This is a genomic window from Chryseobacterium gossypii, from assembly GCF_041361455.1.
Classification (GTDB): Bacteria; Bacteroidota; Bacteroidia; order Flavobacteriales; family Weeksellaceae; genus Chryseobacterium; species Chryseobacterium gossypii.
The window spans coordinates 62,903-81,625 of the sequence record NZ_JBGCUR010000012.1; the positions used below are offsets into that span (position 1 = coordinate 62,903).

General features: G+C 40.4%; 13 protein-coding genes. 5 read left to right on the forward strand and 8 right to left on the reverse strand.

The window, feature by feature from the left end; all coding sequences use genetic code 11:
* Positions 1-48: 48 nt before the first annotated feature.
* Both ABMQ40_RS08740 and ABMQ40_RS08745 read right to left on the reverse strand, forming a co-directional pair.
* Complete coding sequence (locus tag ABMQ40_RS08740) at positions 49-1,911, reverse strand: M1 family metallopeptidase (protein ID WP_370898625.1); 1,863 nt, start codon at positions 1,909-1,911, stop codon at positions 49-51.
* 92 nt (positions 1,912-2,003) lie between these two features.
* On the reverse strand, positions 2,004-4,373 hold the full coding sequence (locus tag ABMQ40_RS08745; protein ID WP_370898627.1) for a TonB-dependent receptor domain-containing protein: 2,370 nt from the start codon (positions 4,371-4,373) through the stop codon (positions 2,004-2,006).
* Between the two features lie 143 nt (positions 4,374-4,516).
* Between ABMQ40_RS08745 and ABMQ40_RS08750 the strand changes: the two genes are divergently transcribed.
* Complete coding sequence (locus ABMQ40_RS08750; RefSeq protein ID WP_370898629.1) at positions 4,517-5,827, forward strand: sensor histidine kinase; 1,311 nt, start codon at positions 4,517-4,519, stop codon at positions 5,825-5,827.
* Positions 5,817-6,506, forward strand: a complete 690-nt coding sequence (locus ABMQ40_RS08755; RefSeq protein ID WP_370898631.1) for a response regulator transcription factor — start codon at positions 5,817-5,819, stop codon at positions 6,504-6,506. The genes ABMQ40_RS08750 and ABMQ40_RS08755 overlap by 11 nt, the downstream gene beginning before the upstream one ends.
* A 1-nt stretch (position 6,507) precedes the next feature.
* On the opposite strand, the gene ABMQ40_RS08760 is transcribed toward ABMQ40_RS08755, so the two are convergent.
* The 3 genes from ABMQ40_RS08760 to ABMQ40_RS08770 all read right to left on the reverse strand — a co-directional run bounded on the left by ABMQ40_RS08760 (position 6,508) and on the right by ABMQ40_RS08770 (position 10,603).
* Positions 6,508-7,335: an endonuclease/exonuclease/phosphatase family protein gene (locus ABMQ40_RS08760; RefSeq protein WP_370898633.1), complete on the reverse strand. Its 828-nt coding sequence runs from the start codon at positions 7,333-7,335 to the stop codon at positions 6,508-6,510.
* A 108-nt stretch (positions 7,336-7,443) separates the two neighbouring features.
* Entirely contained in the window at positions 7,444-9,642 is a 2,199-nt protein-coding gene (locus tag ABMQ40_RS08765) for a M1 family metallopeptidase (RefSeq protein ID WP_370898635.1), read from the reverse strand.
* 79 nt (positions 9,643-9,721) lie between these two features.
* Positions 9,722-10,603 (reverse strand): SDR family oxidoreductase, encoded by an 882-nt coding sequence (locus ABMQ40_RS08770; protein WP_370898637.1) that lies wholly within the window; start codon positions 10,601-10,603, stop codon positions 9,722-9,724.
* Positions 10,604-10,733: 130 nt separating this feature from the next.
* Between ABMQ40_RS08770 and ABMQ40_RS08775 the strand changes: the two genes are divergently transcribed.
* Positions 10,734-13,034 (forward strand): GH92 family glycosyl hydrolase, encoded by a 2,301-nt coding sequence (locus tag ABMQ40_RS08775; RefSeq protein ID WP_370898639.1) that lies wholly within the window; start codon positions 10,734-10,736, stop codon positions 13,032-13,034.
* Between the two features lie 38 nt (positions 13,035-13,072).
* On the opposite strand, the gene ABMQ40_RS08780 is transcribed toward ABMQ40_RS08775, so the two are convergent.
* The 3 genes from ABMQ40_RS08780 to ABMQ40_RS08790 form a co-directional block, all read right to left on the reverse strand.
* Positions 13,073-13,810 carry an SDR family oxidoreductase gene (locus ABMQ40_RS08780; protein ID WP_370898641.1) on the reverse strand — a complete coding sequence of 246 codons (738 nt, stop codon included), beginning with the start codon at positions 13,808-13,810 and terminating at the stop codon, positions 13,073-13,075.
* Positions 13,811-13,887: 77 nt separating this feature from the next.
* Positions 13,888-14,457, reverse strand: a complete 570-nt coding sequence (locus tag ABMQ40_RS08785; RefSeq protein WP_370898643.1) for a Crp/Fnr family transcriptional regulator — start codon at positions 14,455-14,457, stop codon at positions 13,888-13,890.
* Between the two features lie 132 nt (positions 14,458-14,589).
* The gene (locus ABMQ40_RS08790; protein WP_370898645.1) at positions 14,590-15,927 is read right to left on the reverse strand and encodes a dihydroorotase; all 1,338 of its coding nucleotides are present in this window, start codon (positions 15,925-15,927) and stop codon (positions 14,590-14,592) included.
* A 220-nt stretch (positions 15,928-16,147) separates the two neighbouring features.
* On the opposite strand from ABMQ40_RS08790, the gene ABMQ40_RS08795 reads away from it, so the two are divergent.
* Both ABMQ40_RS08795 and ABMQ40_RS08800 read left to right on the forward strand, forming a co-directional pair.
* Entirely contained in the window at positions 16,148-17,569 is a 1,422-nt protein-coding gene (locus ABMQ40_RS08795) for a lipopolysaccharide biosynthesis protein (protein WP_370898647.1), read from the forward strand.
* Between the two features lie 130 nt (positions 17,570-17,699).
* Positions 17,700-18,716 (forward strand): sugar phosphate nucleotidyltransferase, encoded by a 1,017-nt coding sequence (locus ABMQ40_RS08800; RefSeq protein ID WP_370898649.1) that lies wholly within the window; start codon positions 17,700-17,702, stop codon positions 18,714-18,716.
* Positions 18,717-18,723 lie beyond the last annotated feature (7 nt).

The window sequence follows — 18,723 nt, forward strand, 5'->3', positions numbered from 1 at the left end:
CCCAAATAAAAAAATAAACCCGGGCTTATTAGGCCCAGGTTTTATATTTTAAAAGCTTTTAAAATTATCTTCAGGAGTATAATCCATAAAGATACCGCCTTCCAGTCCTATGGATTTTACTTTTTTTCTGATCGGGATCGTGAGGGTGATCTGTTTCTGGTCTTTCTCCCATACGCCGGGTGAAAAGTGAAGCTTCTCCACGGAATTGTCCTCATACGTTAATATGCTATCGAAAGGAATGGCAAAGCCTCCGATATTATCAACATTCACCGTAAGCAGGTCATTCATCTGGGAAGTGGCTGTTATTTTTAAATCAATATAATTATTGGTAAAGAACCAGTTATTCCAGAACCAGTCCAGATTTTTTCCGGATCCTGTATTCATTGAATTGAAATAGTCCCAGGGAATAGGGTGTTTTCCGTTCCAGTTATTCATATAATGGTGTAAGGCTTTTTTAAACAGATCATCTCCCAGGTAATCCTTTAAAGCAAGATAGGATAAAGATGCCTTTACATAAGAGTTGTTGCCATATCCGGCACCACTCACCTGAGTGCTCATGGTAATAATGGGCTGATCCTGTTCCGCAGACGGATCATTGATCCATCTTTTCACCCGGAAGTTTTGATAAAATTCTTTTGCCGATTCCTCGCCGTTTTCATCAATTCCTATCAGGTATTCTAAAGTAGTTGCCCATCCTTCGTCCATAAAAGCATAGCGGGTCTCATTGATTCCCATATAAAACGGGAAATAAGTATGGGCTATCTCATGATCTGCCGTTAATCGCGCGTCCTGAAAGTTGTCCGGAATGCTTGTATCATTGATCATCATTGGATATTCCATATCAGCATATCCTTGGATGGCAGTCATTACATTATACGGATATTCCACTCCGGGCCAGTTTTTCGAGAACCAGTCCAGATTGTAGCGCATCCATTCTACATAATGCTCAAAGTCTTTTGCTCCGGCCTTATATCCTGCCTGTACGCTTGCTCTTTTTGTTTTCAGCTGAACACTGGAAGCATCCCAGACATAATGGTTGCTTAAGGCAAAGCAAAAATCTGTAATATGATCGGCTTTGAATTTCCAGATATTCCATTTATCCTGTCTGGTTACTTTTCCTGATTTTATTTCATGATCTGTTGCAATCTGAATCACTTTATCGCTCTTCAGGGAAGCTTTATATCTTTTCAGATATTCGGGCTGAAGCACCTCCTCGGGGTTCAAAAAGTCTCCCGTAGCCCAAACCACATAGTTTTTAGGAGCCGTAATGGAGAAAGTATAATCATTAAAATCATTATAAAACTCCTGCCTGTCTGAATGCGGAAGCATATCCCAGCCATTGTAATCATCATATACAGATATTCTCGGAAATGAATAAGCCACATAGAATGTTTCAGGGTCTATCTGCCCTTCCCTTCCACTCTGAACAGACAGCGGATACTCCCATTCTATTTTAACCTCGGCCTTAGCTTTTGATTTCAAAGCTGTATTCAGTTTTACACTGGCAACCGTTCCCCAGTCTTCACTGTTCACATTGTATTTTTCGTCATTCACCATGAATGATCTGATATGTAACCCGGATGATAAAAAATCTTTGGAAACAAAACCGGATCTTGGTGACTGCGGTTTGTGGATATTATTGACAAATCTTACAGCCAGTTCTTCAAGATCATCCGGACTGTTATTGCTGTAAATAATGGTCTCTTTCCCTGAAACCATTTTGGTATTGGCATCTACTTTAATTTCAACATTATAAATCCCTTTATTCTGCCAGTAATTTTTTCCGGGAGCACCCGATTTGTCACGGGTACCATTCTCATAGGCTTTTTTTATATTTCTTGGCATATATAATTCCTGAGCGGAAAATTGCCAGGAAGTCATTATCATCAATCCTAAAAGGAGGTTCTTCATTTCTCTGAATTTTAACAATCGCTATCAAATTTAGGAAAAATGTATAGATAAACATCATTAAGTAGTAAAACAGATATAATTTAAAATTTACTTTACATTCTTTCCTGTTCTTCAACTTTTTTAATCGGTTTAGCATTTTTTACAGATTGATTACCAAAGTTGAACTTCAAGGAAAGGGTAAAGCTCCTGGTGTCACGGTAATCCAGGAAATAATTATCCTGATTTGCGTACTTTGTACTCACCTTTTCCCCGGAAGTTTTAAAAATATCATTAAACAGCAGGCTTGCTTCCAGCTTTTTGCTAAAGAACTTCCTGTTCATAACCAAATAGGTGGAAGAAGACCCGGAGATTCTGAAAGTTCCCTGTATAGAAGGCGAGTAATACCGGTGTCCTATTTCCAGCTTCCAGTCATTGCCCTTATCAAGTATAAAAGCTGTAGATATATCCGAAAACAGGTTCCACACCTTGTTTTTATATAGTAACTGATCTACCCCGATAAAATAATTTTCCAGATGCTCGAGGTTTTCAGATAAGCTTATGTTCCACCATGGCTTAATCAGAAGATTTTTATACAGGCTCAGTCCATAAGCTTCTTCTTTTTCTATATTGGTGTAATGGTAAATAAGATTATTGGTATCCGGATCCTGATACGAAATTTCCATTGACGGATCGATCTCTTTCCTGTAATAAAGGTCCAGGTTCCATTCTTTCCAGGTATATGTAAAGTTAAGATTATGAATAATGGCAGCTTTCAAACCGGGATCTCCCTGATAATATGAAAACAGATTGTAATACGATTTCGCAGGATTGAGCGAAGAATACGGTGGTCTGCTGATCCGTTTACCGTAGGATAACCCGAACTGGTGGTTATTGTCCGTGGTATATTGCACAAATAAGGTTGGAAATAATTTCCAGTATTGGTTCCTGTTCACTTCATAAGGCTCTGAGACCAGCCCTTCCAGGTCCGTCTTCTCCGTACGTAAACCGGCTTTAAAATTCCATTTTCCGGGACTATAGGCCAATGATGCATAAAGTGCGAAGTTATGTTCCTTATAGTCAAAAGTATTACTTTTTTCCGGCCGGTACTGCAATTCCCCGTTTTCATTATCTGAAAAACCGAGCTGGCTGGATGTCTTTACAAAGCTGTACTTAGAGCCGGATTCCAATTCCCAGTTTTCATTTTTCCACTGATAATCCACCTGGGTGGAATACAGCTGAACATTATTTTTATTCTCGGTCAGAAAATTATTTACACCCGGAGGCTGGTTTATAAAATTAAGATACGTCAATACATTCTGATATTTTCTGAAATTATTCCCGGCGAAATAATTCGTCCATGTCAGCTGGCTTTTCTTATTGATCTTCCTGTCTGCCTGCAGACTCAGGATATTGTTTACAGAACGTGAATGATGGTCATTAACGGTAGTATAATCAGATTCCGCAATGTTCTGACCATTATAGATAAGGGTAGGTACATTGTATATTCCGTAGGATTTCGGGCTGAAATATCCGGAATAGTTCAGCCTGATATTTGTAAGGCTGTCTGCTTCATATTCTGCATTAAAGTTCAGGGTGTTCTGGCTTTTATTCCTGTCTTTCCTGTTCATGGTACTTATCCATCTTGTCTGATCTTCCACATAATACACATGATCTGTCCCTTCCCTGTAATAAGTCCCGCTATTCAGGTTATAGCTTCCCATAACCGAAAGCTTATTTTTCCTGTAATATTGGGTAATTCCTCCCATTCCTTTAGCATACCGGCTTTGTATGTATTTTGAAGAGATGATGCCCCGGTATCCTTCTACATTATTTTTTTTCATGACAATATTCAATACTGCACTTCCTGATGCTTCATATTTCGCTGGCGGATTGGTAATTACTTCTACAGATTTCAATTCTTCTCCCTGGATATTTTCTAAAAAATTTTTCAGTTCGTCTCCGGTAAGCATTACCTTCTTATCGTTAATAGTGACAAGGATGCTGGTACTTCCTTTAATGGCCAGGACGTCATTATTAGCGGTTACTCCAGGGGTCTTTTTCAGGATTTCCCATACATTCAGGGAGGTAATATTGCTGTTTTCCACATTAAATTCCAGGCGGTCTATTTTTCTTTTCACCAAAGGTTTGGGTTTGGTCATTACTACTTCCTGGATATCCCGGGTGTCTTTTCTTAAGACCACAATCAAAGGCCGGTCCTGCTGTTCCGGATCAAAATAGTGCTCAAATCTGGCATATTCCAAATCATTAACAACTATTTTTACAGGCTGCCCGGAAAATCCTTCCAGTATAAAATTCCCATGATCATCCGTTATTATTGTCTTTAATAATTTATTTTGGGAATCATAAACCTCAACAGCTATCCGGGGAAGCTTTTCCTGCCGGGTGTTCAGAACCGTTCCTTCTATTTTTTTCTGGGAAAATATCAATAGCGGAAAGCATAAGAAAAGAAAAAATTTGTACATGACTGTTTTTTTTATTAAGATGATTCAGCATAATGAATCACACATGCAAAATTCAGTGTTCCAGCAGAGAATATCGGTTAATGAAAGGTTAATGATGGGTTAATATCCGTTGGGGCAAAATTTAAAGCTTTATCTTTGTTTCAATGGCTTTGAAAAGTAAGACCCTTATTGCCCTTTTTACTGCTTTATTCCTTATTCTCCTGGGGATACAGGCCTATTTCATGTATAAAACATACCAGGTAACAGCTAAGGAAATTTACAGGTCTGTACAACAGCCGCTCAGGGATTATACTGATGAGCTGGAGGACAGCGGCGGTGCGAAGAGAACGGACGATGATTCTTTGCAGTATCTGTTCATCCGGTATAATAACGGAGAGATCAGCAAAAAAAAGTTCTTATCTTTCTTTGAAGAAAACAGAAAGCAAACCACGGAAATGTTCAGCCGTCAGATTGATGATAAATTCAGAAAAGAAGGCTATAAAATCGCAGTAAAAATAGAATATCTATCCATTACTTTCGTGCCGGACAACACCAATCTTATTGATAAGCCTATCCTCCTCTATGAGACCGAAAATAAAGTAATTCATCCTGAAGTTTTAAGCAGGGGAAAATGGGAAACCTCTTCCTCATCAACATCAAAAAGATCCGGAAAAGACAATGTTTTCCTGGTGAAAAGCAAGACCAGTATTGAGATCCTAAATATTAAAAGTATTATTTTCAGGGAGCTGGGTTTACTTTTCCTGTCCTGTATCGCTATTTTAGCCTGTGTCCTGATACTGTATATTTTTACGGTCAGAAATCTGGCCGCCCAGCAAAAACAGGTTGAAATCCTGCATACCGTAGTGGATAACATCTCACATGAGTTTAAAACCCCTATCGCCACTCTTAAAATAGCCTCCAGGGCTTTGAAGAAGAACCTGAATGCCGAAACGCTACCTCTTATTGACCGCCAGATTACCCGGCTTGAAAACCTGATGCTTCAGTTGCATCATGATGATACAGAGAATAAAACCGGAGAAATCAATTCTGAAGACTGGGATTTTTTCATTCAGGATCTTTCCTTCACTTACCCCGGAATCCGGTTTGTCTTGAAAAATAATATTGCCGGCCGGCTGCCTTTTGATAAGAACCTGATGGAGACCGTCATTAAAAACCTGTGCGAAAACAGTGTAAAATATGGTTCCTCGGTTGTAAAAATAATGCTCTCTGATGTTCAGCGGGAGCTTGAAATTAAAATTTCGGACAATGGATGGGGAATTGATAAAAAGGAACTGAAAAACATTTTTGAAAAATTCTACAGGATACAGCATAATAACATTCACAATACAAAAGGATTAGGATTGGGGCTGTATTTTGTTCAAAAAATTGTCCTGAAATACAATGGCAGGATAGAGGTAGCCAGCAAGCTTAAAGAAGGAACAACATTCAGAATACATATGCCCTATGGAAGCTAAAATTCTTTTGGTAGAGGATGACCCTGACTTCGGAATGATATTGAAGCAATATCTGGAACTGGAGGATTTTGAAGTGAGCTGGTTTCAGAATCCCGATGATGTTGTAAGCCGCTTAAATTCAGATTTCCCTTTCCAGATCGGGATATTGGATATTATGATGCCTAATATGGACGGATTTTCTCTTGCCAGGATCATTTCAAAAGAAAAGCCGGACTTTCCTTTGCTTTTCCTCACCGCAAAAAATCAGAAGATAGACCGTCTTACCGGCCTTAAGCTGGGCGCTGATGACTACATTTCCAAACCCTGTGATCCGGAGGAGCTGACCCTCCGGATCAGGAATATCCTCAAAAGAGCATCGCATTCCATTCAGGAAGCTTATATCAAAATCGGGCAATATACTCTGGAGCCCCAAAAGCTGCTACTGTCACATCCCAAAGGCAACATACGCCTTACCATCCGGGAAAAGGACCTTTTGCTGTACTTTTTAAGGCATAATCATCAGACCATAAAACGGGAAGATATCTTAAATGCCCTTTGGGAGACGAACGATTACTTTACGGGAAGAAGTCTGGATGTTTTTATCAGCAGGCTCAGAAAGTATTTCAGTGATGATCCTAAAATCAAAATCCAATCCCTGAGAGGAATTGGATTTGAAGTAGATTTTCCCAAAAGTTCATAAACTATAAAGATAATTCAACCAAAACCGGAAAGTGATCCGAAGGATAAAGAAGGTTGGGCCTTCTGTCATTGATATGCCTGTGGGATTTTATCCTGAATCCTTTTGTAAAGATATAGTCGATCCTGTCTTTAGGTATTTCGTTTACGTTAAATGCCGTAAAAGTTCCTATTGGCCCGTAATGTGGTTTCAGGGAATGATAAAAGGTATCTTCGAGGTTCTGGGAAAGAATTTTTACAGGCTCCGTATCTTCCGTTAAATTAAAATCACCGCTTAGAGTTAATGGTAAATGTTCAGGATTAAGCTCTTTAATTTTCCTCAGGATAAGCTCGGAAGATTTCACTCTTGCCACTTTTCCGATATGGTCAAAATGAAGGTTCATGGCAAGGAAGTCTTTTTTGGAGTTTTTATCTCTGAATATGGCATAGGTACAGATCCTGTTCAGGGCAGCATCCCATCCTCTGGATGGTTTTTCAGGTGTTTCCGAAAGCCAGAATGTCCCGGATTTTATCACCTGAAGCCTGTTGGTATCGTAAAATATCGCTGAAAATTCTCCTTTTGTTTTCCCGTCATCCCTTCCCACTCCTACATAATCATAATGACTTAGCCCGCTTTTAATGTCTTTCATCTGCTCGGGAAGCGCTTCCTGAACACCGAAATAATCGGGATGATAATAGCTCAGCAGATCCAGAACATCTTTTTTCCTTTCTGTCCATGCGTTTTCCTTATCCGATTCTACCTGAAGCCTGATATTGAAGCTCATCACCTTAAGATCCTGTGTAAACCCAAAAATAAAAAACATCATCATGATAGCTGAAAACCTGAAATTCATATCCATAGTATTTAATCATATCACAAAAATAAAGCTTCTCTTTGAGAGAGAAGCTTAAAAGTTGTCACTATATTGTTAAATGATTGAAGAACAGTTTAATTGAAACTATTATTCTTTCGCGAATTTAAATGATCTTCCGGACTGCGTGAAGTCTATTGTTTTTTTGTCCTTACTAAAGACGACCGTTATTTCCGCCTCATCAAAAGTAAATTTACGATCCCCTACATATTCCAGGGGAAACTGCTGTTGCCCGGATGCCTGCCCGTAAAGCTGTCCGCTTTTCTCACTGAATGTTAGTTTAACGGGGATTTCTTTAGCGGAATATGTGCCTGTAAAATCTTTAGGATTGATCTTTTCTACAGGCTTTGCCTGAGCAGAAGACCATATATTGTTCTTCTTATTTACATCAGGGATCAGAGAATCAGGATTCAGTCTTACCTCATCAATTTCTTTATCAGTATTAACTTTAAAGGTCCATTCTGTATTCCTCTTCCATACCTCTACCGGAATTTTTACCGTTTGCGATGTTCCGTCTTTGAATTTTATCTGGACTGTTGCTGGCATCGGCAGCTGTCCGATATTCTCTATACTGATCTGCGCTCCACTTTTAAAGTCGCCATTGATATATTTTACATTCTTAACAGCCTGATCGATTTTCCATTTGTTAAAGAACCAGCCTCTCCAAAACCAGTTTAACTCCTCTCCCGAAACATTCTCCATAGTATGGAAAAAATCCCACGGAGTAGGATGCCTGAAAGCCCATCGCTCAATATAGGCTTTGAAAGCTTTATCAAATTTTTCAGGTCCGAGAACAGCTTCTCTTAAAATATCCAGGCCTGCACCCGGTTTGAAATAAGCAAGAACTCCGATATTATTTTCTTTCATATTGTCCGGCCCTACCATGATGGGCTCAGAACTATCATTCATCAGAAAGACGCCGGTCTGGGCAATATTTTGTTTTCTGTAATATTCCCCTTTATTAAAGGCCTTTGTAGAAAGCCCGTTAATAAATGTATTAAACCCTTCATCCATCCAGGCAAACAGCCTTTCATTAGATCCTACAATCATGGGAAACCAGTTGTGACCAAATTCATGGTCTGTAACACCCCAAAGGTCCTCCCCTTTGGAATCCATATGGCAGAAAACGATTCCCGGATATTCCATACCGCCTTCATTTCCTGCTACATTTGTTGCCGCAGGATAAGTATATTCATACCATTTCTGTGAATAATGCTCTATGGCAGCTTTTACGTATTCAGTAGACCTTCCCCAAGCCTCTTGCCCTGCGCTTTCTGCCGGATAAGCAGAAATTGCCAGTGATTTTTTACCGCTTGGCAGATTAATTCTCGCTGCATCCAGAATGAATGCCGGTGAAGATGCCCATGAAAAGTCCCTCGCCTGATTAATTTTAAACTTCCAGGTTTTGGTTCCGGAAGCCTGATTTTTACCGATCTCGGATTCGGGGCGGATCATTATGGTTTTATCACTGTTTCTGGCCTGGTTCCAGCGATCGTTTTCTTCTTTCGAATAGACATCTTTATAATTGAGAAGCTCTCCGGAAGCTACTACATAATGATTGGCCGGAACTGTGATATTTGCAGTGATATTGCCATATTCAAGGTAAAACTCGGAGGCGCCAAGATAAGGCATGGTATTCCATCCAAGCACATCATCATAAACGCACATTCTGGGATACCATTGTGCTATTGTAAAAATTTTACCGTTTTTGGTATCCTTCACTCCCATTCTGTCAGATCCATATTCGGGTGAGATAAAAGAATATTCAATTTTAATTCTGGCAGTGCCTCCTTTAGCTTTCAGTGCTTTAGGAAGGTCTATCTGCATTCTCGTATCCGTCACCGTATATTTCACATCCTTTCCATCCAGCTTTACCGATTTTATTTTATATCCTCCGTCAAATTCTTCTCCGTGAGCTCCATTTCTGCTCCCCGAAACAGGTATTACGGCATTTCCCCGGGAATCTTTTGAGAATAAATTCTGATCCAGCTGCAGCCAGAGGAAGCTCAGCTTATCAGGGCTGTTATTGGTATAGGTGATTTCAGCAGATCCCGTAATTTCATTCTTAGCATCGTCCAGGCTTACGTCCAGACGATAATCTGCTGAGTTCTGCCAGTATGCATGCCCCGGCTGTCCGCTTGCGGACCGTGTTTCCGTTCCCGTCTGAGGATAAAAGAAAGGCTTGAAAGCTTCTACATAATCATATTTCGGAGTTTCCTGAGCCAGAACAGATCCTGAAAAAAGGAGAACTGCAAAAGCTGAAACAAGGTTAGGGAGTTTATAATCCATTTCTTTTAAACTTATTCTGCTAAATACGTAAAAATTTCCGGAAATTATAATATTTCCGGATTTTTTTATCAAAGTTAATTCAGTTTGATTTTTTTGCTTTAATCATTGCTTCCAGTGCATCCCACATTTCTTGTGGGATCTCCTCGAGCATGTTAAACTCGCCTGCTCCCTGAAGCCACTCACCACCATCGATAGTTACCACTTCCCCATTCATATAGGCCGAATAATCGGAAACCAGATATGCGGCCAGGTTAGCTAATTCCTGATGCTCTCCTACCCTTCTCAGAGGAACTTTTTTCCTCATATCAAATTTTTCCTGGAGATTTCCCGGAAGAAGTCTGTCCCAGGCTCCTTTTGTAGGAAAAGGTCCAGGAGCAATTGCATTGAAACGGATGCCATATTTTGCCCACTCCACAGCCAGAGATCTTGTCATGGCCAGCACGCCTGCCTTCGCACAGGCTGAGGGAACCACATAAGCTGAGCCTGTCCAGGCATATGTGGTGACAATATTCAGTACAGTTCCAGTCTTTTTTGAATCGATCCAATGCTTTCCAACGGAAAGAGTACAGTTTTTTGTTCCTTTTAAAACAATATCCAAAATGGAATCAAAAGCGGAATGTGTCAGCCTTTCTGTGGGGGATATAAAATTTCCCGCAGCATTATTCAGCAGGATATCAATCTTACCAAATTCTTTTAATGCTGCTTCTTTCATAGCCTCCACCTCATCCCAGTTCCTTACGTCACAGGCTACACAAAGAACCTTTCCTCCCGTTTCCTCTTCCAGTTCTTTTGCTGTTGTCTGAAGCTTTTCTAAATTTCTCGAAGTAATGACCACTTTTGCCCCCAACTGCAGGAAATATTTGGTCATTGCCTTTCCAAGACCGCTTCCGCCTCCCGTTACAATAGCTACCTTATCTCTGAGTGCGTCTTCACGCAACATCGGCTGTGTATATAGATTCATACCTTTTAATTTTTCCTAAAAATAATAATTATTGAGCGGATGACCTTTAAAATGCCATTATAAATAATGTCACAAATAATTATTCCTGGATTTTTAACTAATTTTATCCTCTGAAAAAATTTATCTATTCATGAAAAATCCGGGAACTTCCGTCTTTCTGCTCTTTCTGTTTTTTAGTTTACACTTCAAAGCTCAAAAATTTGAGAAATTGATCCAATATGTCAACCCGCTTATCGGAACGGAAAAAATGGGACATACCTATCCAGGTGCAACCGTTCCTTTCGGTGCTGTACAGCTGAGCCCTGAGACCGATACCATTTCTTATGAGCTCAACGGGAAATACAATGGGGAAGTTTACAAATACTGTGCGGGATACCGCTATGAAGACAAAACCATTGTGGGCTTCAGCTCCACACATTTCAGCGGAACAGGACATTCTGACCTGGGAGATTTCCTGGTAATGCCTACCGTAGGAAAGCTGCAATTAAACCCGGGAACGGCATCAAACCCGGAAAGCGGCTATAGAAGCCGGTTTTCACATCAAAATGAAAAAGCAGAAGCCGGCTATTATAAAGTAAAACTGGAAGATTATAACATCTTAGCAGAACTTACGGCAACTACCCGGGTTGGGATTCACCGGTACACTTTCCCGAAATCAGATCAGGCCCATATCATACTGGACCTCATGTCCGGAATTTATAATTATGATGGTAAGAATGTATGGACCTATGTTCGGGTGGAGAACGAAAATACCGTTACCGGATACCGGCAGACGAACGGATGGGCAAGAACGAGAACTGTTTATTTTGCAATGAAGTTCTCAAAGGCCTTTAAATCCTTTGGTCAGAAAAATTATGATGGCGCACAGGTTTACAGAGGGTTCTGGAGAAAATTTGATCAGACAAGGAACTTCCCTGAAATTGCCGGAAAAAACCTGAAAATGTATTTTGACTTCGATACCCATGAAAATGAGGCTGTAGAAGTAAAGCTTGCCATTTCTCCCGTAAGCCAGGCTAATGCGTTAGAGAACCTGGAAAAAGAAGCCGGGAACCTGTCTTTTGATCAGGTGAAAGAAAAAGCTCAGGAGAATTGGAACAAAGAACTAAACAAGATCGTTATCAAAGGCTCTGAAACTGAAAAAACAAACTTCTATACTGCAATGTACCATACCTTTATCAATCCTACCGTTTATATGGATGTGAACGGTGAGTATAAAGGTTTGGATCAGAATACCCACAAAGCTGCCGGCTTTACCAATTACACCACATTTTCTCTCTGGGATACTTACCGTGCACTCCATCCGTTTTTCAATATCATCCAGCCTAAAAGGAATGATGATATGGTAAAATCCATGATGGCTCATTACAATCAGTTTTCCATGAAAATGCTGCCCATCTGGTCCCATTATGCTAATGACAACTGGTGCATGAGCGGCTATCACAGTGTAAGTGTGGTTGCAGATGCTATTATAAAGGGAGTTTATACCGGTGATCCGGAAGAGGCCTTGAAAGCCTGTGTGGAAACAGCTAACAAAAGGGATTATGAAGGCATTGGCCAATACATCGATCTGGGCTATATTCCTGCAGAGAAAAACGGAACTTCGGTTTCCAACACCCTGGAATATGCTTATGATGACTGGGCGATAGCCCAACTGGCAAAGCATCTGGGGAAAACTGACATCTATGAGCGGTTTATCAAACGTTCTGAAAACTGGAAAAATAATTTTGACAAAACCATCGGATTTATGCGTCCACGCCTGGCAGACGGCAGCTTTAAAAAAGACTTCGATCTGCTAAGCACTCACGGACAAGGTTTTATAGAAGGAAACTCCTGGAATTACAGTTTCTTTGTTCCCCAAAACCCTGATGAGCTGATCAGCATGATGGGTGGAAAGAAAAAATTTGCTTCAAAGCTGGATGAATTGTTCACCATGCATCTTCCTGATGAATTTTTCGCAGATACGGAAGATATCACACGGGAAGGGATCATCGGAGGATATGTTCATGGAAATGAACCGGCTCATCATGTTGCTTACCTTTACAACTGGGCAGGACAACCCTGGAAAACACAGGCCCGGATCCGTCATATTCTGGAAATGCAGTATAAAGCAACTCCCGACGGATTAGGCGGAAATGATGATACAGGACAAATGAGTGCCTGGTATATTTTAAGTTCGCTCGGGTTTTATCCTGTAGCTCCGGGTTCTGAAGATTATGCCATAGGAAGCCCGGCTGTAAACCAGGCTACGCTTTATCTGGAAAACGGAAAAGTTTTCGAGGTCGAAGCGGTTAACCAGGATCCGAAGCACGTATATGTTGATAGGATTGTTTTAAATGGAAAAGAGATAAAAAATTCCATACTGAAACATTCGGAAATCATGAATGGTGGAAGGCTTACCTTCTACATGAGCAATAAGCCTAGGAAAAAATGATAGCTTTTGGGGCCGCCTGCGGCGGCCCCAAAAGCTTACTACCAAGGAATCTCTCCTGTTTCAGGGTTCATTTCTTCACTGAAATACTTTCCTGTAGGGCCGTCTTGACCAATCAGTGCATATTTTACGATACGTGCAGCTGCATCCTGTACAGTTCCGGTGCCGCGATGATCATTGAAGTCGGTCTTCGTAAATCCGGGATCCACCGCATTCACTTTCACCCGGGTATCACGCAGCTCATAAGCCAGAATGATCGTATACATATTCAATGCTGATTTGGAGGACTGATAAATAGCTCCCTTATGGTTATAATATTTATTTGCGGGATCAGCCGCCAGGGTAAGAGAGCCCTGACTGGAGCTCACATTCACGATACGCGGTTCAGGAGAGCTTTTCAAAAGATCGATAAACGCCTGCGTAACCCTTACTACTCCGAACACATTGGTTTCATATACATTTCTGAACCGCTCGATGTCTGCTTCCAACGCCAGCTGAGGGATTCCTCCGCTAATCCCTGCATTATTGATCAGAACATCCAGTTTTCCCTGTTCCTTCTCTATGATCTGCCTGGCCAAAGTAACAGAACCGGAATCGGTGACATCTATTTCTATAGCTTTGACATTCTCAAATCCTTCATCTCTTAATGCTTTCACTGCCTCCTCCCCTTTTTCAGGATTACGGCTTCCCAGATAAACGAAAAAACCTTTCTCTGAAAGTTGCTTTGCGGCCTCCAGGCCTATACTTTTATTGGCTCCTGTAATTAATACTGTTTTCATTGATACATCTGTTTAAATTAACGATGTAAAAGTAAAACACAGCGGAATGAGATTATTTGCCAAATGGCAAAAAGAGACTAACGGATATTTTTCCTGATCCTGCTTAATGAAGACTGGGTGATCCCTAAATACGAAGCCAGTTGGGAAAGAGGAACCCTATTGGCAAGATTCGGAAAGCTTTTAAGGAACTCAAGGTATCTGGTGGTGGCATCCTGTGAAACCAAAGGGCTTCGTCTTTCCAGTTTTTCAATATGGTTTTTATCAGAAATCTTCCGGATGATCGTGTCCCAGCCTATAATGGTATCAGATATTTCCTTCCAGTCCTGCATTGAAAAAACGATCAGTCTGCAATCAGTGACGGCCTGCAGATATTCGGAAAGCGGCATATCATTTTCAAACCCCAGGGGATTAAGGATTAAATGATTTTCATCGATAAAATACCTTGTGATTTCATCGCCCTTATTATTATAGTAGCATACCCGGATTACCCCATCCGTAAGAAATCCCACCCGCCGCAGGACATGCCCTGCCTCTATATAATACTCTTCTTTACGAAGCCGAAGCTCATCTCCTTTTTTGGAAATGAAATCGATCTGCTGCTGGTTTAAATTCCCGAAACGCAATATATAATCTATAAATTCTTTCATCTGTAATATTTTAAAACCTGCCGTAAAAATATGAATTGCTGTTTTGAAAACATTTTTCATTTGGCAAAAAAATCTGCCTGGCTGTCAGGCAGATTTTTATATACAATTCCAAAAAATACAGAATATTCATCGTCATTCTTTTACCTCAAAAAGCAGACGCTCCCCGAATTTTTCTTCCGTAATTTGCCCGTTATCATATGCCAGATGCCCGTTAACAAAAGTATGAGTGACCCTGGAATGAAAGACTGTTCCCTCCAGCGGACTCCAACCGCATTTATAAAGGATATTATCCCTGGCTACCTCCCAGTTCGCATTTAAATCCACCAGAACAAGATCCGCCTTGTACCCTTCTCTTACAAAACCTCTTTTTTCAATTCTGAAAAGAATAGCAGGATTATGGCACATCTTCTCAACGATTTTCTCCAGAGAGATCTTTCCGCTTTTATGATTTTCCAGCATCACCATTAAAGAATGCTGTACCAAAGGTGCTCCGGAAGGACATTTGGTATACGGATTCTGTTTTTCTTCCAGGGTATGGGGAGCATGGTCTGTTGCAATTACATCGATCCTGTCATCCAGAAGCGCTTCCCAGAGCCCGTCCTTATCTTTCTGTGTCTTTACGGCAGGGTTCCATTTAATCAAAGATCCTTTGGTTTCATAATCTTTATTGGTAAAAGTGAGGTGGTGAACGCAAACCTCTGCGGTTATCTTTTTATCTTTTAAAGGGATATCATTTCTGAAAAGCCCGGTTTCTTTAGCTGTTGAAAGATGAAAGACATGAAGTCTTGCTCCTGTTTTCTGAGCCAGCTCAATAGCCTTTGATGAAGATTTGTAGCAGGCTTCCTCGCTTCTGATGAGATGATGGTATTTCACCGGAATATCTTCTCCATATTCTTCCATATACTTCTGAGTATTAGCCTTAATGGTTGCCTCATCTTCACAATGTACAGCAATTAGCATTTTGGTATTACTGAAAATATTCTCCAGTGTTTCCGGATTATCCACCAGCATATTTCCGGTAGAAGAACCCAGGAACAATTTAATTCCCGGAACATTCCTCGGGTCTGTCTTCAAAACCTCTTCAAGATTATCATTCGTTCCCCCCATCATAAAACCGTAGTTTGCAAATGCTTTCTGAGAGGCTATCGCATATTTCTCTGCCAGCAGCTCCTGAGTAACGGCATTAGGAACGGTATTGGGCTGATCAATAAAGCTGGTGATGCCACCGGCAATTGCTGCTCTTGATTCACTTTCAATATCTCCTTTGTGGGTTAGCCCCGGTTCACGGAAATGTACCTGATCATCAATAACCCCCGGCAAAAGATATTTTCCTGAGCCATCGATAATTCGGTCGGCCTCTTCGGAAATATCAGAGCTTATTTTAGAAATTAAATCATTTTCAATTAAAATATCACTTTCGAGGATCCGGCCTTCATTTACAATTCTTACATTTTTGATAAGGGTTTTCATATTGCTTCGGGATGTTAAAAAGGTTATGGGTTATAAATAACAGGTTGGCAGAATCATTATCTATAACTTCCGTTTTTTATCTTTAGTCATGGCAAAATTAAGCTTTATGAATGAATTTTATATCTCCGGTAAAAATCAATTTCTAAATATTTACATTTGCATAAAATTTCCGGAATTTAAAAAATCAAAGATTACATCTGACCGATAAAATAAACAACAGATGAAAAAACTTCTTAACGAGACTATCATATATGGGATTGGAGCCATTATGCCAAGGGTAATCTTATTCATTCTCAACCCATTATACATCAATCAGATCGAAAATAAAGATTTTGCCATATTTTCCAATCTATATGCACTGATATCTTTTGTAAACATTCTGTTGTCTTTCGGTTTTGAAACTGCCTTTTTCCGTTTTTCTGCAGAAAAAAATAACGAAAAGAAGACCTTTAATACCTCATTCTGGTTTCTTTCGGGATTATCCACACTGTTTCTCCTGGTCTGCCTGATCTTTAGCCAGCCTATTGCGGACCGATTGGAATATTCCTCTAATCCGGAATACATCCGATGGTTTGCCTGGATCGCTTTTTTCGACAACCTTTGCGTGATTCCGTTTGCCTGGCTCCGTTACAATAACAAGCCGATAAGATATTCTTTGGTAAGAGTTTTACAATCACTCTTTCAGACCGTACTCACCATTGCCTTGTTTTTATATATCCCTTTAAGCGTTTCCCAGAGTTTTGGCCTAAAAGAGAAAGTATCTTTCCCTTTTTACAGTAATCTGGCAGCCAGCGGCCTTGGGCTTATTCTGTTGCTTCCCGTGGTTTTAAAAGTTCAGTTCCAATTTTCCGGCGAACTTTTTAAAAGGATGATAAAATATTCATGGCCGGTAATGATTGCCGGGCTGGCTTTTATGGTCAATGAAAACTTCGACAAAGCCGTTCAGATCTGGTACATTCCTAATGAAGATGCGGGGGCCTATGGCGGATGCTATAAGCTGGCGGTCTTAATGACTTTATTTGTAACTGCCTACAGAATGGGCATCGAGCCGTTTTTCTTTAAGCAAATGAACAACGAAAACGCTAAGAATACTTACGCTAAGGTAACGGAATACTTTACTTTTTTTGCTGCAACCGTCGCTATGGGAATTATTGCCAATATCTCCTGGCTAAAGCAGATCCTGATTCCGAACAATACATATTGGACAGCCATCGATATCATTCCTGTCATTGTTGTGGCCAACCTTTGTTTCGGAATCTATTATAATTTTTCAACCTGGTATAAAGTGACAGACAAAACCAAAATCGGAACGGTGATTTCCTGGCTGGGAGCCGGCCTTACCATTGTTTTAAACCTGTTATTCCTTACAAGATACGGCTTCATGGTTTCAGCATGGGTAACTTTTATTGCTTATTTTGTCATGATGATTACCTCTTATTTATTAGGCCAGAAGTATTACCCAATTCCTTATCGTATAGGAAAAATGGCGTTTTTTATCGGGCTGCTGATGGCATTCAGTTTCATCATCGTATATTTCTTCAATTACAACTTCTGGATAGGAAATCTTCTGTTTCTGATCTACACGGCTGTTCTCGTCTATACAGAAAAAGATATGCTCATGTCACGGGTCAGGAAAAATTAGTTTTGGCCTTTAGTTTGATAAAGCAATCCTATTTTAAGAAAAAAACAATAATGATAATTGATACCACATGGAAGAGGTTTAATTATTATCTTTATCCGAAATTTAAATTTAACCAAAATAGTATTATATAATGAAAATTATCGTTCCGATGGCTGGACGTGGTTCCAGATTGCGTCCGCATACCTTGACAGTGCCTAAACCACTTATCCCCATCGCAGGTAAACCCATTGTACAGAGGCTTGTGGAAGATATTGCCAAAGTAGCGGGAGAGGAAATTGATGAAGTAGCTTTTATCATTGGAGATTTTGGACCGGAGATTGAGAGATCTTTAATTCAGATTGCTGAAAAGCTGGGAGCAAAGGGAAGCATATATTATCAGAATGACCCTCTGGGTACGGCTCATGCCATAAAGTGCGCGGAAGATTCCATGAAGGGAAATGTTGTCATTGCTTTTGCAGACACTCTTTTCCGTGCAGACTTCCAGTTAGATAGAAATTCAGATGGCGTGATCTGGGTGAAAAGTGTGGAAGATCCGTCGGCTTTCGGAGTAGTAAAACTCGATAACTATGGTTTCATTACAGATTTTGTTGAAAAGCCAAAAACCTATGTTTCAGATCTTGCCATCATTGGTATCTATTACTTTAATAATGCTGAAAAGCTGATGGAGGAGATCAACTACATCATGGATCACGATATTAAGAACGGCGGTGAATATCAATTAACGACAGCCCTGGAAAATTTAAGAGCCAAAGGAGCCAAATTCACTTTAGGTAAGGTGAACGACTGGATGGATTGCGGAAACAAGAATGCTACGGTAGAGACCAACAGCAAAATCCTTGCCTACGAAAAAGAGGAAATGGCCAGCTACCCCGCTTCAGCGGTGATTGAAAACTCACTGATCATTCCGCCTTGCTTTATCGGCGAAAATGTAAAAATTTCAAATTCAAAGATCGGCCCTGGTGTTTCATTAGGGAATAACACTGTGATCGTTAATTCAAACATTGAAAACTCCCTGATTCAGGAGAATACACAGATCAACCACGGAAACCTTTCCAATTCGATGATCGGGAATTCCGCCCAGTATTTCGGGGTGGCAAGGGAGATTTCCCTTGGGGATTATTCCGTTCTGGATTTCCTATCTAAATAAATACCGT